This is a genomic window from Caulobacter sp. KR2-114 (assembly GCF_049446115.1).
Lineage (GTDB): Bacteria > Pseudomonadota > Alphaproteobacteria > Caulobacterales > Caulobacteraceae > Acaudatibacter.
Genome location: NZ_JBMSEC010000009.1, coordinates 143,203 through 167,204 on the forward strand (window position 1 = coordinate 143,203; position 24,002 = coordinate 167,204).

General features: G+C 71.3%; 13 protein-coding genes. 8 read left to right on the forward strand and 5 right to left on the reverse strand.

Annotated elements, in window-relative coordinates; all coding sequences use genetic code 11:
* Window positions 1-132: 132 nt before the first annotated feature.
* Together ACO2Q3_RS25470 and ACO2Q3_RS25475 are read left to right on the forward strand one after the other, a co-directional pair.
* Complete coding sequence (locus tag ACO2Q3_RS25470; RefSeq protein WP_423311865.1) at window positions 133-402, forward strand: hypothetical protein; 270 nt, start codon at window positions 133-135, stop codon at window positions 400-402.
* The gene (locus ACO2Q3_RS25475; RefSeq protein ID WP_423311866.1) at window positions 399-977 is read left to right on the forward strand and encodes an NAD(P)H-dependent oxidoreductase; all 579 of its coding nucleotides are present in this window, start codon (window positions 399-401) and stop codon (window positions 975-977) included. Before ACO2Q3_RS25470 ends, ACO2Q3_RS25475 begins: the two co-directional genes overlap by 4 nt.
* Before the next feature lie 11 nt (window positions 978-988).
* On the opposite strand, the gene ACO2Q3_RS25480 is transcribed toward ACO2Q3_RS25475, so the two are convergent.
* The 3 genes from ACO2Q3_RS25480 to ACO2Q3_RS25490 form a co-directional block, all read right to left on the reverse strand.
* Window positions 989-3,700, reverse strand: a complete 2,712-nt coding sequence (locus tag ACO2Q3_RS25480) for a GNAT family N-acetyltransferase (protein WP_423311867.1) — start codon at window positions 3,698-3,700, stop codon at window positions 989-991.
* A 69-nt stretch (window positions 3,701-3,769) separates the two neighbouring features.
* Window positions 3,770-4,594: a universal stress protein gene (locus tag ACO2Q3_RS25485; RefSeq protein ID WP_423311869.1), complete on the reverse strand. Its 825-nt coding sequence runs from the start codon at window positions 4,592-4,594 to the stop codon at window positions 3,770-3,772.
* A gap of 32 nt (window positions 4,595-4,626) precedes the next feature.
* Window positions 4,627-5,220 carry an NAD(P)H-dependent oxidoreductase gene (locus ACO2Q3_RS25490; protein ID WP_423311871.1) on the reverse strand — a complete coding sequence of 198 codons (594 nt, stop codon included), beginning with the start codon at window positions 5,218-5,220 and terminating at the stop codon, window positions 4,627-4,629.
* 151 nt (window positions 5,221-5,371) lie between these two features.
* On the opposite strand from ACO2Q3_RS25490, the gene ACO2Q3_RS25495 reads away from it, so the two are divergent.
* The 3 genes from ACO2Q3_RS25495 to ACO2Q3_RS25505 all read left to right on the forward strand — a co-directional run bounded on the left by ACO2Q3_RS25495 (window position 5,372) and on the right by ACO2Q3_RS25505 (window position 7,961).
* The gene (locus tag ACO2Q3_RS25495) at window positions 5,372-5,743 is read left to right on the forward strand and encodes a hypothetical protein (protein WP_423311873.1); all 372 of its coding nucleotides are present in this window, start codon (window positions 5,372-5,374) and stop codon (window positions 5,741-5,743) included.
* A gap of 92 nt (window positions 5,744-5,835) precedes the next feature.
* Entirely contained in the window at window positions 5,836-7,113 is a 1,278-nt protein-coding gene (locus tag ACO2Q3_RS25500) for an acyl-CoA dehydrogenase family protein (RefSeq protein ID WP_423311874.1), read from the forward strand.
* 227 nt (window positions 7,114-7,340) lie between these two features.
* Window positions 7,341-7,961 carry a TetR/AcrR family transcriptional regulator gene (locus ACO2Q3_RS25505; protein ID WP_423311876.1) on the forward strand — a complete coding sequence of 207 codons (621 nt, stop codon included), beginning with the start codon at window positions 7,341-7,343 and terminating at the stop codon, window positions 7,959-7,961.
* Window positions 7,962-8,103: 142 nt separating this feature from the next.
* Here the strand turns inward: ACO2Q3_RS25505 and ACO2Q3_RS25510 are convergent, their stop codons facing one another.
* Window positions 8,104-9,090 carry a cell wall hydrolase gene (locus tag ACO2Q3_RS25510; RefSeq protein WP_423311877.1) on the reverse strand — a complete coding sequence of 329 codons (987 nt, stop codon included), beginning with the start codon at window positions 9,088-9,090 and terminating at the stop codon, window positions 8,104-8,106.
* A gap of 299 nt (window positions 9,091-9,389) precedes the next feature.
* Between ACO2Q3_RS25510 and ACO2Q3_RS25515 the strand changes: the two genes are divergently transcribed.
* Together ACO2Q3_RS25515 and ACO2Q3_RS25520 are read left to right on the forward strand one after the other, a co-directional pair.
* On the forward strand, window positions 9,390-10,655 hold the full coding sequence (locus ACO2Q3_RS25515) for an HlyD family type I secretion periplasmic adaptor subunit (protein WP_423311878.1): 1,266 nt from the start codon (window positions 9,390-9,392) through the stop codon (window positions 10,653-10,655).
* On the forward strand, window positions 10,652-11,263 hold the full coding sequence (locus ACO2Q3_RS25520; protein ID WP_423311880.1) for a hypothetical protein: 612 nt from the start codon (window positions 10,652-10,654) through the stop codon (window positions 11,261-11,263). The genes ACO2Q3_RS25515 and ACO2Q3_RS25520 overlap by 4 nt, the downstream gene beginning before the upstream one ends.
* Window positions 11,264-11,385: 122 nt before the next feature.
* Here the strand turns inward: ACO2Q3_RS25520 and ACO2Q3_RS25525 are convergent, their stop codons facing one another.
* Window positions 11,386-12,240: a transglutaminase-like cysteine peptidase gene (locus tag ACO2Q3_RS25525; protein ID WP_423311882.1), complete on the reverse strand. Its 855-nt coding sequence runs from the start codon at window positions 12,238-12,240 to the stop codon at window positions 11,386-11,388.
* Window positions 12,241-12,922: 682 nt separating this feature from the next.
* Here ACO2Q3_RS25525 and ACO2Q3_RS25530 point away from each other — a divergent pair.
* Window positions 12,923-23,884, forward strand: a complete 10,962-nt coding sequence (locus ACO2Q3_RS25530) for an Ig-like domain-containing protein (protein ID WP_423311884.1) — start codon at window positions 12,923-12,925, stop codon at window positions 23,882-23,884.
* Window positions 23,885-24,002 lie beyond the last annotated feature (118 nt).

Consider the following 24,002-nt stretch of genomic DNA (forward strand, 5'->3'; position numbering starts at 1 on the left):
GCCATGCCCGCGCCCCGGAAGCGTCGCCTTGATCGATGTCAAAGCCCCCCTGCGGCGGATGCGGCATCAGGGTGGCCATTGTCGTCCGCGCGCCTGCGACCCGGCGCGCTGTGGCCAAGGAGGACCAGCAGCATGCATCCTGCGATCACGCCCCGCCGCCTGGCCGGCCTGCTGGGGCTGTCCGGCCTGACCGGACTCGCCGGCGCCGGAGTCTGGTTCGAGGCCCTGATGCGCCCGTCCGTCTGGGCGGCGTCGGCCTGGGGCCCGATCTGCGGCCAGCCGCACGAGAGCGGGCTGCACTGCCCGTCCTGCTACGTCGCCCTGGCGGTGGCCGCCGCCTCGGCCGGCCTGCTGGCCATGGCGCTCGATCTGGTCCGGGGACCTTCGCCGCACCGGGCATGACACGGATTCTGCTGATCAACGGCCACCCGGACCCCGATCCCCGGCGGTTCTGCGCGGCGCTGGCCGACGTCTATGCTGCGGCCGCCGTCGAGGCCGGTCATGAGGTGCGACACATCGACGTCGGGGCCCAGGACTTCCCCCTGATCCGCACCGCCGACGCCTTCGCCGGCCCGGCCACCGCCCCGTCGATCCTGGCCGCCCAGGACGCCGTGCTGTGGTGCGAGCACCTGGTGATCGTCCACCCGCTCTGGCAGGGCGGCGCCCCTGCGCTGCTGAAGGGCTTTCTCGAGCAGGTCTTCCGCTATGGCTTCGCCATCCCGGCGCCCGGGACCGGGAGCCTGGGCCGGGGCCTGCTGTCCGGGCGTTCCGCGCGGCTGATCGTCACCATGGGCATGCCGGCCGCGGTCTACGCCCTGGCGTTCGGCGCCTTCGGCACGCGGGCGCTGGAGCGCGGCCTGTTCCGGCTGTGCGGCTTCGCCCCGGTGCGGCGGACGCTGTTCGGGGCCGTGGACCAGCCGGCCTCGCGCCAACGCATGCTGCGCCGCGTCCGCCGTCTGGGCGAGCGGGGGCGCTAGCCTAACCCCCTTCAGGGTGAAACTGCGGTGGCCTGGTCCAGGGCCGGGGCGGGCGCCGTGAGGTCGATCACCGCCCGCACATAGGCCAGGTCCTCGCACGGCGTGCGCCTGAAGCCGAGGTCCTTGGCCACGTCGAGCATGCGGTGGTTGTCGCGGGCGATCTCGCCCCAGACCCGGCGCAGGCCGCGCGTGCGGGCGTAGGCGACCACGTCCGACAGCAGCGCATGCCCCAGGCCCAGGCGCTGGCGATCGGAGCGCACCATCAGGGCGAACTCGGCCTCCTCGTTTTCCGGGTCTGCGGCGATGCGCGCGACGCCCAGGATGTCGCCGCCGCCGTCCTCGGCGACGAAGGCCATCTCGCGGTCGTAGTCGATCTGCGACAGGCGCGCGGCCCAGACGTCGGGCAGGCGGGCCAGGCCGCTGCGGAAGCGCAGGCGCACGTCGTCGGCAGCGCTGCGGTCAACCAGGTCGATCAGGCGCGGGGCGTCGTCCGGACGGATCGGGCGGACGTGCAGCACATCGCCGTCGCCGGCGGGCAGGTCGTGCTCCAGCCCGGCGGGATAGGGGCGGATGGCCATGGCCGCCCTCGGCGGGGCGTCCGGTTCGGTCAGCCGCACGCGGCTGTCCAGCGCCAGCACACCCGTCTCGTCGGCCAGCAGCGGATTGATGTCCAGTTCGGCGACCTCTTCCAGGTCGGCCACCAGCCGTGACAGGCGCACCAGCACGTCGGCCACCGCCGCGGTGTCGGCGGCCGGGCGGTCGCGATAGCCGGCCAGCATCTTCGACACCCGCGTGCGGCCGATCATGTCCCGCGCCAGGCGGTCGTCGAGCGGCGGCAGGCCGAGGGTGCGATCGGCCATCACCTCCACCGCCACCCCGCCGGCGCCGAACAGCACCACCGGCCCGAAGGTAGGATCGACGCTCAGGCCGGCGATCAGTTCCTCGGCATGGGGCCGCTGGATCATCGGCTGGATCATGAAGCCGTCCAGCCGGGCCTGTGGCGCGACCTGGCGGATGCGCTCCAGCATGGCGCTGGCGGCGGCCTCGGTGGCGTCCACGCCGATCACCCCCAGCACCACGCCGCCGACGTCCGACTTGTGGCTGATGTCCCGCGACAGGATCTTCAGGGCGACGGGTCCGCCGATCGCCGCGGCCGCCTTGCCGGCCTCTTGCGGGGTGGCGGCGGTGCGGGTCTCCACCACCGGGACGCCATAGGCGGCCAGCAGCGCCTTGCCTTCCGGGTCGGTGAGCCGGGTGCGGCCCTCGGCCCTGGCGGCGGCGATCAGCGCCCGGGCGGCGGCGCGGTCCGGCTGCGGGTCGCTGTCGCCGCGCGGCGTCTGCAGCAGCAGCGCCTGGTTGCGGGCGTATTCCACCATCTGGGCGAAGGCGTGCACCGCCTCGTCCGGTGTCTCGTAGGTGGGGATGCGGGCGCCGGCGAACAGGGCGCGGCCCTTGGCCGGGGTGGTCTCGCCCAGCCAGGCCGTCAGCACCGGCCGGCGCAGGCCGTGCGCGCGGGTCGCCTCGATCACCGCCTGGGCGCAGGCGGTGGAATCGGCGACGGCGGTGGGGCAGTTCAGCGCCAGCACAGCATCGGCGGCCGGGTCGGCGAACACCGCGTCCAGGGCGGCGGTATAACGTTCGGGGCCGGCGTCGCCGATGATGTCCACCGGATTGCCCTTCGACCAGGCGGCCGGGAGCACCGTGGCCAGCCGCGCCTTGGTCTCGTCCGACAGCTCGGCCAGAGTCCCGCCGCGGGCGTCGAGAGAATCGACCGCCATCACCCCCGCGCCGCCGCCGTTGCTGACGATCACCAGCCGCTCCCCGCGCACCGGCGCGCCGCCGGCGGTCAGGGTGGTCACGGCGTTGAACAGCTCGCGCAGCTCGAACACCCGCAGCAGGCCGGCGCGGCGGAAGGCGGCGTCGTAGACGGCGTCGGCGCCCGCCAGGGCGCCGGTGTGCGACAGGGCGGCCCGGGCGCCGGCGGCGCTGCGCCCGGCCTTGATCACCACCACGGGCTTGTTGCGCGCGGCGCTGCGGGCGGCGGACATGAACTTTCGCGCCTGGGTGATGCTCTCGACATAGAGCACGACGGCCCGGGTGTCGGCGTCCAGCGCCAGAAAGTCGAGCATGTCGCCGAAGTCGACGTCGCTCATGTCGCCCAGGGTGACGATGCGCGAGAAGCCGTAGCCACGCGCCGTGGCCCAGTCGAGCGCCGCCGTGGTCACCGCGCCGGACTGGGCGACCAGGGCCAGGTTGCCGGGCAGGGGGGCGCCGTCGGCGAAGCTGGCGTTGACCCCTTCGCGCGGCGAGATCACGCCCAGGCAGTTGGGCCCGACGATGCGCATCACCGTCGGCCGGGCGGCGTTCAGCATCGCCGCCTTCAGCTCCGCGCCGCCGCCGCCGGCCTCGCCGAAGCCGGCGGTGATCACCACGGCCGCGCGGCAGCCGCGGGCCGCGAGGTCGGCCACCAGCCCGGGCACGGTCGCCGGCGGGGTGGCGATCACCGCCAGGTCCGGCGCCACCGGCAGCGCGGCGACGTCGGGATAGCACAGGGTCGATCGGATCGACGCCTCGTGCGGATTGACCGCCAGGACCGGCCCCTTGAAGCCGCTTTCCAGCAGGTTGCGCGCCAGCACCCCGCCGACGCTGGCCGGGCGGTTGCTGGCGCCGATGAGGGCGATGGACTTGGGCTGGAACAGGGCGTCCAGGTTGCGCGTGGTCATCGCCGCCTCCTGTCTTTGGGGGGTGGCGCGCTTGCGCCGGGGTCAGGCTACAGCCGGATCAGGGCTGCGTCAGTGGCTGAGCAGAAGATGGGTGGTTGCCTGCGCCAGCAGGGCGCGGGTGACGCCGCCGAAGATCCATTCGCCGAGCCGGCTGTGGCCATAGGCGCCGGCGACGATCAGGTCGGCGCCGAACAGCCGGGCCTGCTGCAGGATCTCGCCGCCGGCGTCGCCGTGCGATGCGCACGCCGTCGGCCGGGCCGCTACGCCATGCCGCTCCAGCGCCCGGGCGACGTCGCCGGCGCGAATCCTGGCCGCCTCCACGTCGTCGCTCTCGCAGACCTCCAGCACCAGCACCTCCTTGGCCCGCTCCAGCAGCGGCAGGGCGTCCGCCAGCGCCCGGCGGGCCTCGCGGGTGTCCTTCCAGGCGACGACGACGCGTTCGCCGGCCAGCGGCTCGCCCTCCGAGGCGAGGACCAGCACAGGCCGCCCGGCGGTCATTACCAGGTCGGTCGGCGGCGCCTCGCGGAACGGGTCGACCCGTCCGGTCGCCGCAGCGGCGATGATCAGGTCCGCCGCGCGCGAGGCGCGGGCGACCGCGGGGGCGGGTTGTTCCAGGCCCGCTTCCCACAGCGCCGGCTCGGCCAGGCCCTCGGTGGCGACGTGGAACGCGTCGTGCGCCGTCTTCAGGTTGCGCTCCAGCGTCTCGCGCAGGGCGGCGTAGATCTCGCCCTCGACGTAGGCGTAGCCGGTGTCGAACACCACCGGCGGAAACATCTCCGCGCCGACCCCGATCAGGGTCGCGTTCAGCCGCCGGGCCAGATCGACGGCCGCCGCCAGCAGCGGGGCGCCCTCGGGGCCGGGCCGGACGTGCAGCATGAGGGAGGCGTAGCTCATCGCAGGGATTCCTTGTCGAGGGGACGGGCCGGTCAGGCGGGCGCGAAGTGCTTGCGGGCGCTGTCGGCGACCCGGGCGGCCATCGCCTCCACCGCGTCGGGGCGAATGCCGGGGGTGACGCCGCCGACGTGCACGTGTTCGAGCACCGTCAGGCCGCACACCGCCGAGACGTGGTCGTCGAACCCACGGCGCAGGTCGGTCAGGGCGCTGGTGCGCGCCACCCAGTGGTCCGGGGCGCCGGAGGTGCTGATGCTGATCAGCGAGCGGCCGGTCAGCAGCGGACTGGTCCCTCCGGCCGCGGGACCGAAGCCGAAGCCCTCGCCGAACACCCGGTCGACGTAGCCCTTCAGCATCGCCGGCGGCGCGTTGAACCAGAACGGATAGACAAAGGCGATCACCCTGGCGTTCGCCAGCAGCGCGCGCTCGGCGACCACGTCGGGCCGCGGGGCGAAGCCCGGCGCCCAGGGCAGCTCGTCGGCGTGCAGGCAGGGGTCGAAGCCGATCGCATAGAGATCGCGCACGACCACCTGGTGACCCAGGCTGCGGACCGTGTCGGCGTAGGCCCCGGCCAGAACGGCGTTCACGCTGGCGGGGTTCGGATGGGCGAGGATGACGGCGTGTTCCATGGGAACCGCTGATTGAGCCATCAGCCCGCGCCGCGCCTTGATCCAGATCAGCTTCCGGTTGGTGTGGCGGCCTTGAGCGCCATTTGACGTCGCTCAAGGCCCCGTGCGCCGGGCGCCGCTAATCGCAGCTCAACTTTCGACGGAGGACGCCATGTCTCTTTCCCGCATCGTGCTGCAGATGGCGCGCAACCCTGGAACCGAGTTCGCCGAGGGCGACGATCGCCGCGGCTATGTGATCGTCGCGCCGCTGGATGCGGACGGGCGGCTGGACGGCGAGGCCTTCTCGCACGAGCACGCCAGGTGCGTGGTCCGCCACTTCGCCGACGGCGAGCCGGCGACCACCGGCCACCTGGCCCGGCGCGGCGAGAACTGGTTCATCGACTACGACCCGACCAACGAACAGCCGGACGAGCGCGGCTTTCACCTTGGCGACCACCACTTCCGCATCGGCGAGTACGTGACCTTCCGCGACGCGCATGACCACGCCTGGACCTACCGCGTGGCGGACGTGAAGCGGGCCTAGGGCGCTTCCCGGCCCGGGCGGCCGGTTGATCTGTCTCAAGGCGGGACGCCGGCTGCGGTCTAGGCCTTCGTCCAAAGCAAGAGGACAGGACGATGGACTTCAGTCTCAGCGAACGGCAGGTCGAGTGGCGCGATCGGGTGCGCGCGTTCATGGAGGCGCACGTCTACCGCGCCATCCCGGCGGTGCAGCAGCACCTCTCCCAGGAGGGCGCCGCACGCTGGAGCGTGATCCCGGCGATCGAGGGGCTCAAGGCCAAGGCCTATGCCGAGGGCCTGTGGAACCTGTTCCTCAACCCCTCGGACCACGATGACCTGGGCGCGGGCCTCTCCAACCTGGAATACGCCCTGTGCGCCGAGGAGATGGGCCGCGTCGCCTTCGCTTCGGAAGTGTTCAATTGCTCGGCGCCGGACACCGGCAACATGGAGGTGCTGCGCAGCTATGGCTCGGCGGACCAGAAGGCCCGGTGGCTGCAGCCGCTGCTCGAGGGCGAGATCCGCTCGGCCTTCCTGATGACCGAGCCGGACGTGGCCTCGTCCGACGCCACCAACATCGAGACCTCGATCCGCCGCGACGGCGACCACTATGTGATCAACGGCCGCAAGTGGTGGTCCTCCGGGATCGGCGATCCGCGCTGCAAGGTGGCGATCGTGATGGGCAAGTCCGATCCCGAGGCTTCGCGTCATGCCCAGCAGTCGCAGATCCTGGTGCCCACCGACGCGCCCGGCTTCCAGGTGGTGCGGATGTTGCCGGTGTTCGGCTACGACGACGCCCCGCACGGCCATGCCGAAGTGGTGCTGCGCGACGTGCGGGTGCCGGTGGAGAACCTGATCCTGGGCGAGGGACGCGGCTTCGAGATCGCACAGGGGCGGCTTGGCCCCGGCCGCATCCACCATTGCATGCGCACCCTGGGCGCCGCCGAGGTCGGGCTGGAGAAGATGGTCGAGCGACTGCAGTCGCGCGTGGCGTTCGGCAAGCGCCTGTCCGACCAGTCGGTCTGGGAACAGCGGATCGCCGACGCCCGCCTCGACATCGAGATGACCCGCCTGCTGTGCCTGAAGGCCGCGGACATGATGGACAAGGCCGGCAACAAGGCCGCCCAGCTCGAGATCGCCATGATCAAGGTCGCCGCGCCGCGCACCGCCCTGAAGGTGCTGGACGACGCCATGCAGGCGCATGGCGGCGGCGGCCTGTCGGAGGACTTCGGCCTGGCCCGCAGCTACGCCGGCCTGCGCGCCTTGCGCATCGCCGACGGGCCTGACGAGGTGCACAAGCGCGCCATCGCCCGGCTTGAAATGAGCCGCTCCGCCGAGCGCCTGCGCGCCTGGCGCGCCACGACGCCGCTGCCGGCCGCCCTCAGTCACGCCTCATAGCCTCGCCACGAGGCCGCCGGCCTGCCCGGCGGCTTGGCCCTTCTGATGCCTGCGGCAATCGGCGTCGCTCTGCAGCAGAGGCGGTGGTGTACAAATCGTAAAAGCTTCAGTACTCTTGCGCTTGAAAATATCGATGCGCCGTTTGGTATCGGTACCTCAGACTTTGCTCGATTACCCAAATTGAGCTTTGTCTGAACTGCTTGGGGGTTGAACAGGAGCGGCGGGCAGTGGGGAAGCGTGAGTCCAACACCGTGGCGACGAAGGAACGTATCGTCGACGCGGCCGAGGCATTGTTCGACAAGCACGGCATTTCGTCGACGTCGCTGGCCAATATCGCCGAGCAGGCGAACGTCTCGACCGGCACCGTGTTCATCTACTATCCGGCCAAGGCCGACATCATCCGGGCGATCCTCAGCCGGCTGTTCGCCAAGTCGACTCTGAAAGACCTGCCGTCGACGCCGGCGCGCACGCCGGAAGACGCCATGGATCAGCTGACGGCGATCGTGCAGCGGGCGGTGGACGCCGGCGCCCAGAACGCCCGCGGCGTGGGCGCGGCATGGAGCGCCGTTCAGGTCGATCCGGCGTTCGCCAGCCTGTGGGAACGCGAGCAGAGCCGCCGCTGGAACGAGCTGAAGGTGTTCACCACCCAGTGGGCGGAGCGGGGGCTGCTGAAGCCCAAGCTGAGCGCCACCCAGGCCGCAGACATCCTGTGGTCGATGACCGGGCCCCTGGTGTTCCGCGCCTTCGTGCGCGAGAGCGGCTGGAACCCCGAACAGTATCAGCGCTGGCTGAAGACCGTGCTCTACCGCGAGGTGCTCGGCGTCGGCACGCCGCCGGAATTCCGCTAGCCACGGCTGCGCGAACACCTGCGCGATCCACGCCGCTCGCCGGAGCGCGGCGGATCAATCTCTCAAAGTCTGACAGTCTGAAGGCGGGCGCACCCGATCATTGCCGATCGGGCGCGTGCGGATGCCCGCCTGGCGGCGCGGCTCAGCTGCCACCGGCGCCCGCGCCGCCGGCCACGGCGGCCTGGGCCGTCCTGGCGGGTGTCCCGTTCTGGTTCGCCATGATCTTCGCCAGGGAATCCGTCGTCGGCTGCGGGGCCGCCGGGGTCCAGCCGAGGCCGACGACCACGCGACCGCCGACATCGTCCGGCGCGTGCGGTTCTTCCGGCCCGGCGGCGGCGACCTGCGTCGGCGGCGCGGCGATCCCGGCGGGCGTGGGCGACCAGGGCGTCTCGTGGCCGGCATAGCGCATCGCGAAGCTCTGCGGCTCGCCCCAGGCGCCGGGCCAGCGATAGAAGATGTGGGCGCCGATCTTGGCCACCTTGGCCAGTTGCCGGCCCCAGTACGGCGCGACGTAGTCGGCGTGATAGTGCGTGGACTCGCCGACCTGGCTCTGCACGTGACCCTCCAGCGCCGCCTGGGCCACCGCGCGGGCGCGGCCCCAGGCCGCCGCGGCCGGGGTGCGAGCCAGGGCCCCGTCGCAGGCGAAGGTGAACTGGCAGCCCGGCGCGCCGGCGCCTTCGTACACGACGCCGCAGACGGTCTTCGGGAAGGCCGGATGACGCACCCGGTTCAGGATAACCTGGGCGACGGCTTCCTGGCCCTCGCGGGGCTCGAAGCCGGCTTCGAAGTAGATCGCCTGGGTCAGGCAGCCGAGGGCGCGGTCATGGTCGGCGCCGGCCGCCAGGCGGAACGGCGCTGCGGCGCGGACGGGCAGCGCCGAGAACGGGATCGCGGCGTTGATCTGCGCCGCCGCCTCGGCGGTCAGCTGCGCGCCGCCGGCCGCGGGGTCGGTCTCGGAAAAGTGGACCGGCTGCGCCGCCGGGCGCGCGACGGGTCGGGCGGATGGCGCGGGCTTCGACGCCGGCTGCGCCATCCAGACGGCGGCCAGGGCGACTGCGCCGCCCAGGGTGAGGCCTGCGGCCCATCGCGTCCTTCGTCCGGCGGCGGCGCTGCGCGCCTGCGCGCTCAAGACATCTACGGCAACCATTTCGGTCGGCTCTGTTTTCTGCGGCGCGCCCCGTGCGCCGGTGGGGAAAGCCTGGGTTCTTCTTAACCATAAATTAACCCTTGGCGCCCGGACCGATAGCATAAGGGTTGCCCCTAATCAATTTGGTATGCCCATGTTATGTGGCTTATGCTGCCGGGCTGGGCGGCCGTACTATTGTCGTGGTGCGGTTCTTGCAGCACGCTTTTCGTGCGGTAGGTGTAATGGCGAAGTCGAAGTTGCGCATGATGTCGGGAAATAGGCTCAAGGAGAGCCTCGCTTGGGTGAAGGGGCTGCGCGGGTCGCGCCTGGTCATCGCGGTGACGGCGTTCGGGCTGATCGTCTTTCTGGCGTGGGCGGCCTTTGCTCCGGTTGAGGAGGTGGCCCGGGCCCAGGGCAAGGTGATCCCCTCCAGCCGGGGGCAGATCATCCAGAGTTCGGAGCCGGCCACCGTCCGGGCGATCCTGGTGCGCGGGGGGCAGAAGGTCACCAAGGGCGAGCTGCTGGTGCGCATGGACGACACCGAGTCCTCGTCCGCCCTGGGGCAGATCCAGGCCGAGGACCGGTCCTTGACCGTGCGCGCGGCGCGCCTCGGCCAGGAGGCGCAGGGGCAGTCCTACACCTGTCCGGACGCCGTCAAGGCCGCTTCGCCCGACGACTGCGCCAAGGAGGCGCAGCTGCAGCAGGTCAGGTCCCAGGCGCTGTCCAGCAAGCGCGAGGCGGCGCTCGCGACGGTGGAGCAGCGGCGTCGCGACCTCGCCGAGGCCCAGGCCACCACCGCCAGCCTGCGCAACAGCCAGGCGCTGGCGCAGAAGCAGGTGGACATGCTCGAGCCGCTGGCCGCCAAGTCCATCGTGCCCCAGACCGAGCTGCTGCAGGCCCGCCGCGATCTCTCGGACATCCAGGGCCGCCTGGCCGCGTCGGAGCAGGCCGCCTCGCGCGCCCAGGCCGCGATCGCCGAGGCGCAGGCGCAGGTCTCCGAGACGGTCTACCAGTTCCGCCAGGAAGCCATGGACGAGGCCAGCCAGCTGAACGCCAAGCTGGCGGTGATCCACGAATCCAGCCGCGGCGCCGAAGGCAAGCTCGACCGCACGGAACTGCGCTCGCCGGTGGAGGGCGTGGTCAACGACGTGCAGGTCAACACCGTCGGCGGCTTCGTCAACGCCGGCCAGAAGATCATGGAAATCGTCCCGGTCGGGGACAAGCTGCTGGTGGAGACCCGGGTCAAGCCGGCCGACATCGCCTTCATCCGCGTCGGCCAGGCCGCCCTGGTCAAGGTCACCGCCTACGACTTCTCGATCTATGGCGGCATCCCTGGCCACGTGGTCCAGGTGTCGGCCGACAGCATCTACGACGAACAGGCCAAGGAGGCCTATTTCACGGTGCTGGTGGAGACCACCAGGGCCTTCGTCTCCGCGGGCGGGCGCAATCTGCCGATCACGCCCGGGATGGTCTGCACGGCGGACATCATCACCGGCCGCAAGACCGTGCTCGACTATCTGCTCAAGCCGGTCCTCAAGGCGCGCTCGGAGGCGCTGCGCGAACGATGAGCGCCCTCCAGGATCCCTCCGCCTTCGACATCGCCCGCAGCGACCCGCGGCTGGAGCCGCAGTTCCGGGTGATCTCCATCGCCGGCGAGCGCAAGGCGTTCCGCCTGGAGTCGGTGTTCTGGACCGTCATGGGTCTGGTGGCGCGGCGCAACCGCCGTTCCCTGGCCGAGGAGATGGCCGCCGCGCTTGGACGGCTGGGTCAGCGTGTGAATCAGAGCGCCCACCTGCGCGCCCGCTATGCGGCCGATCTGCTGGACCTGCTGGAGATCGCCGAGACCAACGGCGCGCGCCCCGACTGGGCCGCGGTGGTCGACGCCATGCCGCAGCCGGCGGTGGTGCTGACCCGGACGATGAAGGTGCTGCAGCTGAACGCGCCGATGCGGGCGCTGCTGAACCAGCGGGGGCTGCCCCTGAAGGCGTCAACGCAGCCGGTCATCGACGTGCCGCCGGCCATCGCCGAGCGGCTGGGGGTGGAGACCGGTGCGGTCGGCGGCTGCAACGCAATCTTCCGCGACGGCGCTGGCCGCTGCGTGGTGCGCACCCGCTTCGTCTCGGCCGCCGGCGGCGCCGGCCCGTTGTTGCTGGGATTCCCCGACCTGGAAGAATAGCCGGCCGCCAAGTCAGTATAGACCTGGGCCTCGACAAGATCCTTTTCTTGGCGGCGCGGCCCTGTCGAGCCTCGCCAATCAGAGGGCCGCCGTCGGGCCGGACAGCATCAGGCCGGCGAGGGTCAGTGTGCGCCGCCGACCTCGCCCGCCGACGCCATCATCACGTCCGGCGCGCGGCGATAGCCGTGCACCCAGGCGTGGCGGGCGCTGAAGGTCAGGATCGGGCGATAGTCGCGCACGCTCTCGGCGGTCATCACGCCCGCGGCGCTGTCCAGGATCCAGAAGCGGCCCTGGGCCCGCACCGCGAGCACCGCGTGGTCGGCCTGACGGTCCAGGTCGCGCGCCACGACCAGATAGAGGCTGTCCGGAGACACGCCCAGCGCCTCGAGCAGCTGAAGCTTGGCGATCGCAAAGTCCTCGCAGTCGCCGCGGCCGCTGGTCAGGGTCTCGCGCGCCGTAGCCCAGTAGTCGTCCACGCCATACTGCTGGATGTCCGAGGTGAAGGTCACGGCCTGGTTGACGCCCGCGTTGATCACCTGCAGCTGCTCGAGCAGCGGCAGACCGCGCGCGCGATCGAGAATGCGGGTCCAGGGCCCCTGTCCGTCCGGCAGGCGGCTGTCGACGACCCGCCGCCACTGGGAATCTTCGGCGGTGTGAGACACCGCCAGCGCCACCGAGCCGAACAGGTTCGGCGCGCCAGGTTCCTGGGTGGCCGGGGGCGCGGGCGAAAAGCTGTGCGGCCGGACAGGCGTCTGCGCGGCCGGGGGCGTGTAGGAAATGCGGGTGACGGCGGCGGGCTGGTCGTCCTGCCGCCCGGCCTCGGCCGGCGGCGCAACCTGCTGGCGCTGTTCCACCTGGGCGAGGCGGCTCTGCGGCGGGGTGACGGCCGGGGCCGCGGGCGCGCTGGCGGGGTGAGCGTCGATCGCCGGGCGGAGCATGGGCGTCGCCGCGACCTGATGCGCCGTGACGGCCTGCATGGGCCGCGCTCGTTGCGGTCCGAGCGACGCCGTCGTCGGCGCGCTGGCGCAGGACTGAAGCAATATCGCCAGGCAGGCAAGGCCGAGGCTGCGCCCTCGTCGCGCCGATGCGGCGCGGCTATGCCTAACGAAATACTGATTTGAGAACAGCGTTTTGCTCATGACAACAGTCTGAGCGATTCAAGTGAAGGCGTGCTTTATTTTATTGGCGAACGAAAGCTTGCCTTGCGTGGTATATATCTGGTGAATACATAGCGCGGATATTCGTAATTTGGATACCAATTTGAGTAGCATCGCCATGCCCGCCGCGCCGGCGGCATGCATAACAGGATATGCCGCCCTATTAACCGTGAGGTCGTGAAGCGGCGGCTTTCGGGAATATTCATCCCAAATTTCGCGGCAATAGGCGCCAATCGCGCATCAAACGTGCCGTCTGGCCAAGATTCGCATTCTAGGCGAACGCTGTTTGCCGTAGCCCCGTCCGCGCGCTATTGGTCTCCTTAATTATTCATTAAGGTTGGGGCTTGGCGACATGGACCGGTCCGGTCGAGTTTCTGGAAGCGATGGCGAAGCCCGCACGGCTCGTGAAGACGGCGCTGCCGTTCACCCTGCCGGGCGGCTGGAAGTCGCGGCGCTGAGCGGCGCGGCTGGCGCGCGGCCCGGGTCGCCGGTCGGCTCGCCCATGGCGGCCGCCCTGGCCACGCTCGTCGCCTCGGCGGCCCACGTGGGCAAGGTGACACGGGTCGTGCCTGGGCCGGATGGGGTGGTGCACCTGCCGGCCAACGTCACCCTGCAGGAAATCCACGTCTCCGGGCACGACCTGGTGGTCGACCTGCCGGACGGCTCGAAGATCCTGATCGTCAACGGCGCGGTGGTTCCGCCGCAGATCGACATCGGCGACATCCAGGTGCCGACCGAGAACCTGGCCGCCCTGCTGCAGAACACCAATCAGGTGCAGCCCGCCGCCGGACCGCCCGGCAGCTCGGGCGGCGACTTCTCGGTTCCGGTGGGCAACATCGGTCAGGGGCTGGGCATCACCGGCCTGCTGCCGCCCACCGAGCTGGCGTTCGGCACGATCACCTTCACCCAGGCCAACGCGGCGGCGAACCAGCTGCCGTCGGTGGACGTCGAGGTGCCCGGCGGCCCCGTCGGGGGCGTCGCCAACGCGGTCGAGTCCGTCAACGAGTCCGGCCTGCCTCAGGGATCGAATCCCGGAGTCGGCCTGACCGCGTCCGGGACCATCGTCTACACGCCCGGCGACCAGCCGGCGGTGCTGGCGATCAACGGCGTTGCGGTGACCGGCGTCGGCCAGACCATCCAGGGCGCCGACGGCGTGCTGTCGATCACCTCGATTTCGGGCACGACGGTCGGCTACACCTACACGCTGAACACCGTCACCTCGGGCGACAACGTCACCGATCCGTTCACCGTCACGGTGACCGACGCGACGGGCGACGTAGCGGCCGCGACGCTGACGATCGACATCGTCGACGACGTGCCGCTGGCGCGCCCCGACACCGACGCCCTGGCGGCTGGCGCCTATGGTCCGAAGTCCGGCAACGTGATGACCGGCGCCGGGACCACCAGCGGCGGCACGGGCGCCGACACCCAGGGCGCCGACGGCGCTCACGTGACCTCGGTGCAGGGCGCGGGGGCCGCCGCCACGGTCGGCGCGGCCGGCGTCACCGTGGTCGGGACCTATGGCGACCTGACCATCAACCAGGATGGCAGCTACACCTACACCCGCCACGCCGGCACCCCCGGCGGCGTCTCGGACGTGTTCCGCTACACCCTGACTGACGGCGACGGCGACACGTCCAGCACCACGCTCACCGTCAGCCTCGGCAATGCGTCGCCGACCCTGACCCTGCCGACCGAAGGCGGGGCGGGCGCGCTGGTGAACGAGGCCGGCCTGGCCACGGGCTCCAACCCCGGCTCGTCCAGCGTCACGGCCGGCACGATCAGCTACACGCCCGGCGACGGCCCGGACACGGTCACCGTGGGCGGCGCCGCCGTCACGGCGGTGGGCCAGGTGATCCATGGGACGCACGGTGACATCACCATCACCAGCATCGCCGCCGGCGCGATCGGCTATACCTACACCCTGACCAACCCGGTCACGGAGGCGGCCGCCAACAACGGCGCGGACACCGTGCCGGCCGGCGACAGCTTCGCGGTGACGGTAACCGACCAGGACGGCTCGACCGCCAGCGGCACGCTCAAGGTCGACATCGTCGACGACACGCCCACGGCCCATGCCGATACCAACAGCGTCGCCGGCGCCAGCTACGGTCCGGTGACCGGCAACGTCGAGACCAACGACACCAAGGGCGCGGACGGGGCTCATGTCTCCGCCGCGCAGGGCGCAGGCGCCAGCGCCGCGGTGGGCGCCGGCGGCGTGACGGTCACCGGGACCTACGGCGACCTGACCATCCAGCAGGACGGCAGCTACAGCTACGTCCGCCACGCCGGCACGCCCGGCGGCGTTTCGGACGTATTCAACTACACCCTGACGGACGGCGACGGCGACACCTCGACGACGACGCTGACCATCGCCATCGGCAACGCCATCCCGACCCTGACCCTGCCGACCGAAGGCGCGGCCGGGGCGCTGGTCAACGAGGCCGGCCTGGCCACGGGCTCCAACCCGGGTCCGTCGCACGTCACCAACGGCACGATCAGCTACACCCCCGGCGATGGCCCCGACACGGTCACCGTGGGCGGGACCGCCGTCACGGCGGTGGGCCAGGTGATCCACGGGACGCACGGCGACATCCAGATCACCAGCATCGCCGCTGGTTCGATCGGCTACAGCTACACCCTGACCACGCCGGTCAACGAGGCGACGTCCAACAACGGCGCCGACACGGTCGCCCCCGGCGACAGCTTCGCCGTGGTGGTCACCGACAGCGACGGCTCCACCGCCAGCGGGACGTTGAAGGTCGACATCATCGACGACGTGCCCACCGCACATGCGGACTCCGGCAATGTGGCGGCCGGGACCTACGGCCCGGTGGTGGGCAATGTCGAGACCAACGACACCCTCGGCGCGGACGGGGCGCATGTCTCCTCGGCGCAGGGCGCGGGCGCCGACACGGCGGTGGCCGCCGGCGGCGTGACGGTCACCGGGACCTACGGCGACCTGACCATCCAGCAGGACGGCAGCTACAGCTACGTCCGCCACGCCGGCACGCCTGGCGGCGTCTCGGACGTGTTCAACTACACCCTGACCGACGGTGACGGCGACACCTCGACGACGACGCTGACCATCGCCATCGGCAACGCCACGCCCACCCTGACCCTGCCGACCGAAGGCGCGGCCGGGGCGCTGGTCAACGAGGCCGGCCTGGCCACGGGGTCGAACCCGGGCGCTTCGGCGACGACTGCCGGCACGATCAGCTACACCCCCGGCGATAGCCCGGACACGGTGACTGTCGGCGGCACGGCGGTGACCACGGTTGGCCAGGTGATCCACGGGACGCATGGCGACATCCAGATCACCAGCATCGCCGCCGGCTCGATCGGCTACAGCTACACCCTGACCACGCCGGTCACGGAATCCACCGCCAACAATGGCGCGGACACCGTGGCCGCGGGCGACAGCTTCGCCGTGGTGGTCACCGACAGCGACGGCTCGACCGCCAGCAGCACGCTGAAGGTCGACATCATCGACGACACGCCCACGGCGCACCTCGACTCCGGCTCCGTCACCGAGGGCGCGACCCTGACGGTGGCGGCCGGCGCCGGTGTGCTGAGCAACGACGTCGCGGGCGCCGACGGCTTCCTGGGGGGCGCGGGCCACGGCGTCACCGGCGTCGCAGCGGGCACGGTAGCCTCGGCCAGCGGCAATGTCGGAACCTCGGTGGCGGGCGCCTTCGGGACCCTGACCCTGAACGCCGACGGCAGCTACACCTACGTCTCCACGCCGAACGCGGTGCCGGAGAACGGGGCGACCGACACCTTCACCTACACCGTCACCGACGGCGACGGCGACACCTCCACCACCCAGCTGGTGATCCATCTGGCCGACAGCCATCTGGCGGCGACCCATGACCAGGTGACGGTGAACGAAGCCGGCATCGCCGTGATCGGCAGCCACGCCGGCGACGGCTCGGCGACCGGCACGGGCACCCTGGCCGACAACATCGCCGGCGGCACGGGCCCCTACACCTACAGCCTGGTGTCCGGCGCCAACGGCGCGCACGGCACCCTGACGCTGAACGCCAACGGGACCTACAGCTACACCCTGACCAGCCCGGTCGCCGAGGCCCCCTCGGCCAACAACGGGACCGACACGGTCAGCGGCGCCGACACCTTCACCTACAAGGTGACCGACGCCCACGGGAACAGCGTCACCAACACCATCACCGTCAACGCCATCGACGACACGCCGACCGCGCACGCGGACTCCGGCAACGTCGCCGAAGGCGCGACCCTGACGGTGACGGCAGGCTCGGGCGTGCTCGGCAATGACGTCGCGGGGGCCGACGGCTTCCAGGGCGGCGCGGGCCATGGCGTGACCGGGGTGGCGGCGGGCGTGCTGGCCTCGACCAGCGGCAGCGTCGGAACCTCGGTGGCGGGCTCCTTCGGGACCCTGACCCTGAACGCCGACGGCAGCTACACCTACGTCTCCACGCCGAACGCGGTGCCGCCGGCCGGGGCAACCGACACCTTCAGCTACACCGTCACCGACGGTGACGGCGATACGTCCACCACCCAGCTGGTCATCCACCTGAGCGACAGCGGCCTGGCCGCGACGAACGACCAGGTGACGGTCAACGAGGCCGGACTGCCGGCCATCGGCAGCCACGCCGGCGACGGCTCGGCCACGGGCACGGGCAGCGTCGCGGACAACGTCAGCGGCGGCACGGGGCCCTACACCTACAGCCTGGTCGGGTCGGCCACGGGGACCCACGGGACCCTGACGCTGAACCCGAACGGGACCTACAGCTACACCCTGACCAGCCCCGTCACCGAGGCCACGGCCAACAACGGGACCGATACGGTGGGCGGCGCCGACACCTTCACCTACAAGGTGACGGACGCCCACGGGAACAGCGTCACCAACACCATCACTGTCAACGCCATCGACGACGTGCCGACCGCGCATGCGGACACCGGCAATGTGGCCGCCGGGACCTACGGTCCGATCGTGGGCAACGTCGAGACCAACGACACCAAGGGCGCCGACGGCGCACATGTCTCCTCGGCGCAGGGGACGGGGGCCGACACCGCGGTTGCGGGCGGCGGTGTGACCGTCACCGGGACCTACGGCGACCTGACCATCCAGCAGGACGGCAGCTACAGCTACGTCCGCCACGCCGGCACGCCCGGCGGCGTCTCGGACGTGTTCAACTACACCCTGACGGATGGCGACGGCGACACCTCGACGACGACGCTGACCATCGCCATCGGCAACGCCATCCCCACCCTGACCCTGCCGACCGAAGGCGCGGCCGGGGCGCTGGTCAACGAGGCCGGCCTGGCCACGGGCTCCAACCCGGGTCCGTCGCACGTCACCAACGGCACGATCAGCTACACCCCCGGCGACGGCCCGGACACGGTCACCGTGGGTGGCACGGCGGTGACCGCCGTCGGCCAGGTGATCCACGGGACGCACGGCGACATCCAGATCACCAGCATCGCCGCTGGTTCGATCGGCTACAGCTACACCCTGACCACGCCGGTCAACGAGGCGACGTCCAACAACGGCGCCGACACGGTCGCCCCCGGCGACAGCTTCGCCGTGGTGGTCACCGACAGCGACGGCTCCACCGCCAGCGGGACGTTGAAGGTCGACATCATCGACGACGTGCCCACCGCACATGCGGACTCCGGCAATGTGGCGGCCGGGACCTACGGCCCGGTGGTGGGCAATGTCGAGACCAACGACACCCTCGGCGCGGACGGGGCGCATGTCTCCTCGGCGCAGGGCGCGGGCGCCGACACGGCGGTGGCCGCCGGCGGCGTGACGGTCACCGGGACCTACGGCGACCTGACCATCCAGCAGGACGGCAGCTACAGCTACGTCCGCCACGCCGGCACGCCTGGCGGCGTCTCGGACGTGTTCAACTACACCCTGACCGACGGTGACGGCGACACCTCGACGACGACGCTGACCATCGCCATCGGCAACGCCACGCCCACCCTGACCCTGCCGACCGAAGGCGCGGCCGGGGCGCTGGTGAACGAGGCCGGCCTGGCCACGGGCTCCAACCCGGGCGCCTCGGCGACGACTGCCGGCACGATCAGCTACACCCCCGGCGATGGCCCGGACACGGTCACCGTGGGTGGCACGGCGGTGACCGCCGTCGGCCAGGTGATCCACGGGACGCATGGCGACATCCAGATCACCAGCATCGCCGCCGGCTCGATCGGCTACAGCTACACCCTGACCACGCCGGTCAACGAGGCGACGTCCAACAACGGCGCCGACACGGTCGCCCCCGGCGACAGCTTCGCCGTGGTGGTCACCGACAGCGACGGCTCCACCGCCAGCGGCACGCTGAAGGTCGACATCATCGACGACGTGCCGACCGCCCATGCCGATACCGGCTTGGTGACGGAAGGGGCGACCCTGACGGTCGCCGCCTCGGGCGTGCTCAGCAACGACGTGCCCGGCGCTGACGGCTTTGCCGCCGGCGGCGGCGTGGTTGGCGTGCGCACGGCCGGCGGCGACACCACCACCGCGGTCACCACCGGGGTGAACAGCGGCATCGCCGGGGCCTACGGGACGCTGACCCTGCACGCCGACGGCAGCTACACCTACCAGTCGGTGGCCAACTCGGTGCCCCCCGCCGGCGCCGACGACACCTTCGTCTACACGGTCAAGGACGGCGACGGCGACCTGTCGACCACCACCCTGACCATCCATGTCGCGGGCACCAACCTGGCGGCGGCGAACGACCAGGTGACGGTGAACGAAGCCGGCCTGGCCGTGATCGGCAGCCATGCCGGCGACGGCTCGGCGACGGGGACCGGCACGGTGGCCGACAACGTTACCGGCGGCACGGGCCCCTACAGCTTCACGCTGCTGAGCCCGGCCGCGGGCGCCCACGGGACCCTGACCTTCAATCCCGACGGGACCTACAGCTACAGCCTGACCAGCCCGGTCACCGAACCCACCGCCAACAACGGGACCGACACGGTCGGCGGCGCCGACACCTTCACCTACCAGGTGACGGACTCGCACGGGAACACGGCGACCAACACCATCACCGTCAACGCCATCGACGATGTGCCGACGGCCAGCCCCGACACCGGCAATGTGGCCGCCGGGACCTACGGCCCGATCGTGGGCAACGTCGAGAGCAACGACACCAAGGGCGCGGACGGGGCGCACGTCTCCTCGGCGCAGGGCGCCGGGGCCGTCACCGCAGTCCCGGGCGGCGGCACAACCGTCACCGGAACTTACGGCGACCTGACCATCCAGCAGGACGGCAGCTACAGCTACGTCCGCCACGCCGGCACGCCCGGCGGCGTCTCGGACGTGTTCCACTACACCCTGACGGATGGCGACGGCGACACCTCGACGACGACGCTGACCATCGCCATCGGCAACGCCATCCCGACCCTGACCCTGCCGACCGAAGGCGCGGCCGGAGCGCTGGTGAACGAGGCGGGCCTGGCCACGGGGTCGAACCCGGGTCCGTCGCACGTCACCAACGGCACGATCAGCTACACCCCCGGCGACGGCCCGGACACGGTCACCGTGGGCGGCACGGCGGTGACCGCCGTCGGCCAGGTGATCCACGGGGCGCATGGCGACATCCAGATCACCAGCATCGCCGCCGGCTCGATCGGCTACAGCTACACCCTGACCACGCCGGTCAACGAGGCGACGTCCAACAACGGCGCCGACACGGTCGCCCCCGGCGACAGCTTCGCCGTGGTGGTCACCGACAGCGACGGCTCCACCGCCAGCGGCACGCTGAAGGTCGACATCATCGACGACGTGCCGACCGCGCATGCGGACTCCGGCAATGTCGCCGAGGGCGCGACCCTGACCGTGACGGCCGCGGCGGGGGTGCTGAGCAACGACGTCGCGGGGGCCGACGGCTTCCTGGGCGGCGCGGGCCATGGCGTCACCGGCGTCGCGGCCGGCACGCTGGCCTCCACCAGCGGCAGCGTCGGAACCTCGGTGGCGGGCTCCTTCGGGACCCTGACCCTGAACGCCGACGGCAGCTACGCCTACGTCTCCACGCCGAACCTCGTGCCGCCGGCCGGCGCGACCGACACCTTCAGCTACACCGTGACCGACGGTGACGGCGACAAGTCGACCACCCAGCTGGTCATCCATCTGACGGACAGCGGCCTGGCCGCGACCAGCGACCAGGTGACGGTGAACGAAGCCGGCATCGCCGTGATCGGCAGCCACGCCGGCGACGGCTCGGCGACCGGGACCGGCACGGTGGCCGACAACATCAGCGGCGGCACGGGCCCCTACACCTACAGCCTGGTCAGCTCGGCCACGGGGACCCACGGGACCCTGACGCTGAACCCGAACGGGACCTACAGCTACACCCTGACCAGCCCGGTGACGGAGGCTACGGCCAACAACGGGGCCGACACCATCAATGGTGCGGACACCTTCACCTATCAGGTCAAGGACGCCAACGGGAACACGGTCACCAACAGCATCACCATCAACGCCATCGACGACACGCCGACCGCCCATGCGGACTCCGGCAACGTCGCCGAGGGTGCGACCCTGACGGTGGCGGCAGGCGCCGGCGTGCTGGCGAACGACGTGCCCGGGGCGGACGGCTTCCAGGGCGGCGCGGGCCACGGTGTCACCGGCGTCGCGGCGGGGGTCCAGGCCTCGACCAGCGGCAGCGTCGCGACCTCGGTGGCCGGCTCCTTCGGGACCCTGACCATCAACGCCGACGGCAGCTACACCTACGTGTCGACGCCGAACCTCGTGCCGCCGGCCGGGGCCACGGACACCTTCAGCTACACCGTCACTGACGGCGATGGCGACAAGTCGACCACCCAGCTGGTCATCCACCTCAGCGACAGCGGCCTGTCGGCGACCAACGATCAGGTGACGGTGAACGAAGCCGGCATCGCGGTGATCGGCAGCCACGCCGGCAATGGCACGGCGACCGGAACCGGCACCGTGGCCGACAACGTCAGCGGCGGGACGGGGCCTTTCACCTACAGCCTGGTCGGCTCGGCCACCGGGACCCACGGGACCCTGACGCTGAACGCCAACGGGACCTACAGCTACACCCTGACCAGCCCGGTCACGGAGAGCCCGGCGGCGAACAACGGGACCGATACGGTCAGCGGCGCCGACACCTTCACCTACAAGGTGACGGACGCGAACGGGAACACCGTCACCAACACCATCACCGTCAACGCCATCGACGACGTGCCGACCATCGGCACGGTGCAGAGCCAGCAGACGGGCTCGACGGTCGGCAGTCTGGCGACCGGCACTCTGCACCTGACGCCGGGCGCCGACGGCATCGGCTCGGTGACCAACATCACCTACTCGGCCTCGGCTTCGGCCCCGATCACCTCGGGCGGCCACAACATCGTCACCAGCTTCTCGGGCGGCGTGCTGACCGGCTACCAGGACGCCAACAACAACGGCTCATATGACGCCGGGACGGACACGGTGAAAGTGTTCACCCTGACCGTGAACCCCGCGGCCGGGACGTCGGGCCAGTACACCTTCGACCTGCTGGCCAAGCTGGACGGGGCGATCGTCAACACGCCGATCGGCGGCTCGACCTCGTTCGGCGCCGGTCCGGCCGGCGAGCAGATCCTGACCGCCGGCGTGCAGAACATCTCGATCGTCGAAGGGTTCACGACCTCGGGCTTCAACACCTCGACCTGGGCCGGGACGGTGACCCAGGCGGCGGTCAACGGCTCGACCCCGGGCTGGGGCGTCGACAACAACGTGTTCAACGTCGGCGAACTGATGCGCTTCGACTTCCACGAAGCGAACGTCTCCACGCCGCCGGCCGGCGGCTTCAGCGGCCCGCTGATCGGCTACGCCGACTTCAAGCTGCCGGGCTTCTCGACGTCCGACACCATCTTCGTGAAGGTGGTCTACGAGAACGCCGACGGCAGCGCGGCCGGCTCGAGCATCATGCAGCTGACCTCGGCGCAGATCACCGCGGCCAACTCCAGCGCCGGCCTGCAGCTCTCGGCCCCGATCGGGACCTACATCGACTACATCGACTTCTACGACACCAGCGGCAACGGCAAGGTGTCGCTGATCGCCGCCGGCACCCAGTCGACCGTGGTCAACGAGACCCTGACCTTCACCACCTCCGTGTCCGACGGCGACGGCGACGTCGCCACCTCGGGCGCCTTCACCGTGCACGTGGCCGATGGCCTCGCGCCCTTCGCCCTGGCGGCGCCGGTGGTGATCGACCTGAACGGCGACGGGGCGCAGTTCCTCAGCCAGGCGGCGGGCGTGACCTTCAACTACGGGTCGGGCCTGGTCTCCACGGCCTGGGCCGCGCCGCAGGACGGCATTCTGGCCCTCGACAATGGCGGCAAGCTGGTGATCAGCTTCTCCCAGTTCGTCCAGGGCGCCACCAGCGACCTGCAGGGCCTGACCGCTTTCGACAGCAACCACGACGGCGTGCTGTCGGCGGCCGACGCTCCGTTCTCCAGCTTCGGGGTGTGGGTCGACGCCAACAGCAACGGCGTGGTCGACGCGGGCGAGTTCAAGACCCTGGCCCAGATGGGCATCACCAGCATCAACCTGACCAGCGACGGCAAGAGCTACGTCGCCGCCGGCGGGGACGTGAGCGTGGCGGGCACCACCACGGTGACCTACGCCAACGGCCAGACGACCACCGCGGCCGACGCGGCGTTCGCCACCAGCCAGGCGCCGGCGACCACCGGTTCCAGCAGCATGCCCTCGACCGGTCGCACCGTGGACGCCGGGCGCGGCTACCTGCCGCCGGGCAGCGGCCTGGCTGCCAGCCTCGTCGCCGCCGGCCTGGTGGCGGGCATCGACCACGGGCATGCCGCGGCCGCCCAGCCGCACGCCGCGGCGCTGGTCGCCGACACCACGCCGACGCCGACCCTCGCCGGGCCGGTGACGGCGCCGGTCTCCGAGGGGCCGAATCTCGGCGAACATGTCGCATCGCTGCTGTCCGAACCGGTGAGCCCGGTGACGACGGCGCCGGCCGGCGCAGCCCACGCCTTCTCGGGCGCGGAGCTCTCCGCAGAGACGTCGCTGGCCGGCTCGCCGCTGGCGTCGGGCCTGACGTCGCCGGGCGCGCTGACCTCGGGCGGCGGCGGCGGTCTGCCGCTGATCTCGCAGGGGATCGACATGCGCGGCCTGGCGGCGATGGACGGGACGGCCGGCGGCAAGTTCGCCGCGGGTGCCGCGCCGTCACTGTCCAGCCAGGGCCTGCCGGCGGCCAACGTCCAGGCGGTGGCCAAGATCCTGGCCGACGCCCTGCACACCGGCGACGCCGCCCACGACCTGGGCGCGCTGGTGAGCGGCGGGCAAGGGGCCGGCGTCGCCACCCTGGCGGCCGGTCCGGCGCATGCCGGCGGCGACGCCCTGGCGGCGAGCTCGGCCATGTTCGCCTTCAGCGGCGGCGGCGGCGACGCCGCGCACATCCTGTCCACCATGATGGCCCACGCGGCCGCGACGCACGCTCATGTCTGAGCGCGCGCCCGCGGCCGCCGCCGCCAGACCAATCTGAAATCCGCCGAGGGCGAGGGGGTCCGATGTCCTTCCGATACACAGTGCTTTGTTCAGCCTTGGGACTCGCCTGCTGGGCGAG

Bases quoted from the DNA above. Each gene is read 5' to 3' on its own strand.
- ACO2Q3_RS25520 (WP_423311880.1), top strand. From the start codon at position 10,652: ATGAGCGCCCTCCAGGATCCCTCCGCCTTCGACATCGCCCGCAGCGAC.
- ACO2Q3_RS25475 (WP_423311866.1), top strand. From the start codon at position 399: ATGACACGGATTCTGCTGATCAACGGCCACCCGGACCCCGATCCCCGG.
- ACO2Q3_RS25530 (WP_423311884.1), top strand. From the start codon at position 12,923: ATGGCGGCCGCCCTGGCCACGCTCGTCGCCTCGGCGGCCCACGTGGGC.
- ACO2Q3_RS25470 (WP_423311865.1), top strand. From the start codon at position 133: ATGCATCCTGCGATCACGCCCCGCCGCCTGGCCGGCCTGCTGGGGCTG.
- ACO2Q3_RS25485 (WP_423311869.1), bottom strand. From the start codon at position 4,594: ATGAGCTACGCCTCCCTCATGCTGCACGTCCGGCCCGGCCCCGAGGGC.
- ACO2Q3_RS25500 (WP_423311874.1), top strand. From the start codon at position 5,836: ATGGACTTCAGTCTCAGCGAACGGCAGGTCGAGTGGCGCGATCGGGTG.
- ACO2Q3_RS25480 (WP_423311867.1), bottom strand. From the start codon at position 3,700: ATGACCACGCGCAACCTGGACGCCCTGTTCCAGCCCAAGTCCATCGCC.
- ACO2Q3_RS25495 (WP_423311873.1), top strand. From the start codon at position 5,372: ATGTCTCTTTCCCGCATCGTGCTGCAGATGGCGCGCAACCCTGGAACC.
- ACO2Q3_RS25525 (WP_423311882.1), bottom strand. From the start codon at position 12,240: ATGCAGGCCGTCACGGCGCATCAGGTCGCGGCGACGCCCATGCTCCGC.
- ACO2Q3_RS25490 (WP_423311871.1), bottom strand. From the start codon at position 5,220: ATGGAACACGCCGTCATCCTCGCCCATCCGAACCCCGCCAGCGTGAAC.